The 2,708-nt window shown below is 68.5% G+C and carries 4 protein-coding genes and 1 pseudogene; 3 read left to right on the plus strand and 2 right to left on the minus strand.

Annotated features, from left to right (window positions below; translation table 11 throughout):
• Positions 1-231: 231 nt before the first annotated feature.
• Positions 232-627: a diacylglycerol kinase gene (locus tag A7A76_RS19070; RefSeq protein WP_206412692.1), complete on the plus strand. Its 396-nt coding sequence runs from the start codon at positions 232-234 to the stop codon at positions 625-627.
• A 130-nt stretch (positions 628-757) separates the two neighbouring features.
• Positions 758-1,501, plus strand: coding sequence for a TerC family protein (locus tag A7A76_RS19075; protein WP_241201040.1), 744 nt, complete (start codon positions 758-760; stop codon positions 1,499-1,501).
• Here A7A76_RS19075 and A7A76_RS26880 read toward each other — a convergent pair.
• Both A7A76_RS26880 and A7A76_RS26885 read right to left on the minus strand, forming a co-directional pair.
• Positions 1,414-1,674, minus strand: a complete 261-nt coding sequence (locus A7A76_RS26880) for a DUF6053 domain-containing protein (RefSeq protein ID WP_428995194.1) — start codon at positions 1,672-1,674, stop codon at positions 1,414-1,416. The genes A7A76_RS19075 and A7A76_RS26880 overlap by 88 nt on opposite strands.
• 17 nt (positions 1,675-1,691) lie before the next feature.
• A pseudogene (locus A7A76_RS26885) lies at positions 1,692-1,826 on the minus strand (DUF6053 domain-containing protein); the annotation flags it as partial.
• Positions 1,827-1,954: 128 nt separating this feature from the next.
• On the opposite strand from A7A76_RS26885, the gene A7A76_RS19080 reads away from it, so the two are divergent.
• Positions 1,955-2,584 (plus strand): LemA family protein, encoded by a 630-nt coding sequence (locus A7A76_RS19080; protein WP_206412693.1) that lies wholly within the window; start codon positions 1,955-1,957, stop codon positions 2,582-2,584.
• Positions 2,585-2,708 lie beyond the last annotated feature (124 nt).

Below are 2,708 nucleotides of genomic sequence, written 5' to 3' on the forward strand. Positions count from 1 at the left end.
CCCGCACCCGCCCGCCGCCGCGCACCCGCGCCGGGGCGACCGCCGCGGGCTTGTGGCAAAATCCCGGCCCTGTGGCGGCCGCCGGCCGCCGTTCGTCTTACTCCGCCATCGCGCCGGCTCCAGCATCGGGCCGGTTCCGGCCTCAGGATCGAGAACGCCCGCCCATGCCGACTTCCCCGTCGTTCCCGACCGCGCGCCGCGCCGTCGCCTCCGCCGCGAGCGCGCGCCGGCATGGCTGACGAATACGGACACCTGCCGCGCGGCCCCGGCCGCATCCTCAAGGCCGCGACCTGGTCGATGCAGGGCCTGCGCGCGGCCTGGCTGCACGAGTCCTCGTTCCGGCTCGAGGTCTGCCTGTTCCTGGTGCTGGCGCCGCTGGGCTGGTGGTTCGGCCAGACCGGCGTCGAGCGTTCGCTGCTGATCGGCTCGATCCTGCTGGTGCTGAGCGTGGAACTGCTCAATTCCGCGATCGAGGCGGTGATCGAGCGCTACGGCCCGGAATTCCACGAACTCGCCGGACGCGCCAAGGACATGGGCTCGGCCGCGGTGTTCGTGCTGTTGATGAACGTGCTGCTGGTGTGGGCCGCGATCCTCGGCCCGCGCCTGTGGCTGCATTTGATGGGCTGATCGCCCCGGCAAGGAACGCAATGCGCATCGCCAGGGCGGCGTCCCCGCGCCGTCCGCCCCGGGCCGCCCGCTTCGGCGCGCCCGTGCCCGCGGCCCGGCCGCGGGCGCTACACCCATAACACTCAGAGGTATGCCGCACGTGATGGAAATGCTGACCGATCCGCAAGTCTGGATCACCTTGTTCACCCTGAGCGCGATCGAGATCGTGCTGGGTATCGACAATCTCGTCTTCATCTCGATCGCGGTCAGCAAGCTGCCGTTCGACCAGCGCGAGAAAGCGCGCAAGTTCGGCATCGCGGTGGCCTGCATCACCCGCATCGCGCTGCTGCTGACCCTGGCCTGGCTGGCCGGCCTGACCAGCGACCTGTTCTCCGTCGCCGGCATCGGCATCTCGATCCGCGACCTGGTGCTGATCCTCGGCGGCGCGTTCTTGCTGGTGAAGGGCTCGATGGAGATCAAGGACCTGATCGTCGGCGAGGAGGACTCCGACGACGTCCACACCAAGCCGGCGGCCTCGTTCATGATGGTCATCGCCCAGATCGCGGTGATCGACATCGTGTTCTCGCTGGACTCGGTGATCGCCGCGGTCGGCATGGCCAGCCACACCCCGGTGATGGTCGCCGCGATCCTGCTGGCGGTCGGCGTGATGCTGCTGGCGGCGCGGCCGCTGGGCCAGTTCATCGATTCCAACCCGACCATCAAGATGCTGGCGCTGGCCTTCATCGTCCTGGTCGGCGCGTTCCTGATCCTCGACGGCCTGGGCATCCATATCCCGAAGGGCTACATCTATGCGGCGATGGGTTTCTCGGCGATCGTCGAATGCCTGAACCTGTGGGCGAAGAAGCGCGCGGCGCAGCGCCTGACCGCCGAGTAAGCGCGGGCAACGCGCAGCGAACCGGGGCCGGCGAGCGATCGCCGGCCTTTTCGTTTCTGGCCGTCGCAGTTCTGCGGCGGAACGGCTTTTGTGGGAGGGACTTCAGTCCCGATGCTTTTGTTCCAGATCGCCGCGAACCGGCCGACCGGTCTTTTCGTTTCTGGCCGTCGCAGTTCTGCGGCGGGACGGCTTTTGTGGGAGGGACTTCAGTCCCGATGCTTTTGTGCCAGGTCGCCGCGAACCGGCCGAACAGCGTCGGGACTGAAGTCCCTCCCACAAAAGCCTGGTCAGTCCCACCTACAAAAGCCCAACCAGTCCCTTCCACAAGAGCTCGGCCAGTCCCTCCGACAAAAGCCCGGCCGAGTGCCGCCGCGGCTTCGTCACGCGCCGTCCATTGCGCCTTCCCGCGCCCGGTGCTGCAATGCGGCCGTCATCCCGCCGGAGTGCCGCGCCATGTTGCGTCCCCTGATCGTGCTCGCCCTGGCCGTGCTGCTCAGCGGCTGCGGCTACAACACCATCCAGCAGAAGGACGAGGGCGTGAAAGCGGCCTGGTCGCAGGTGCTCAACGTCTACAAGCGCCGCGCCGACCTGGTGCCGAACCTGGTCGCCACGGTCAAGGGCTACGCCAGCCACGAGCAGCAGGTGCTGACCCAGGTCACCGAGGCGCGCGCCAAGGTCGGCAGCATCAACGTCAACGCCGACGATCAGGCCTCGCTGCAGCAGTTCGAGCAGGCCCAGGGCGAACTGCGCGGGGCGATCGGCCGGTTGCTGGTGGTCAGCGAGAACTACCCGCAGCTCAAGGCCGACCAGAGCTTCCTGAACCTGCAGACGCAGCTGGAAGGCACCGAGAACCGGATCACGGTCGAACGCCAGCGCTACATCGGCGCGGTGCAGGACTACAACACCTACATCCGCCAGTTCCCCACCAACCTCACCGCCAAGCTGTTCGGCTACGCGACCAAGCCCAACTTCACGGTCGAGAACGAAGCGCAGATCCAGCAGGCGCCGACCGTCGACTTCGGCTCGGCCCAGCCCGCGCCGCAGCAGTCCGCGCCGCAGCAGCCTGCGCCGCAGCAACACTGACCGAGCGGCGATGAACACGCTATCGCGCCGACCCGCGCGCGCCTGGGCGGCGCTGCTGGCGGCGTTGTGGCTGTGCGCCGCGCCGCTGGCTGCGCGCGAGACGGCGCCGGTCACCGTGGCGCGG

Source organism: Lysobacter enzymogenes (assembly GCF_017168095.1).
Classification (GTDB): domain Bacteria; phylum Pseudomonadota; class Gammaproteobacteria; order Xanthomonadales; family Xanthomonadaceae; genus Lysobacter; species Lysobacter enzymogenes_D.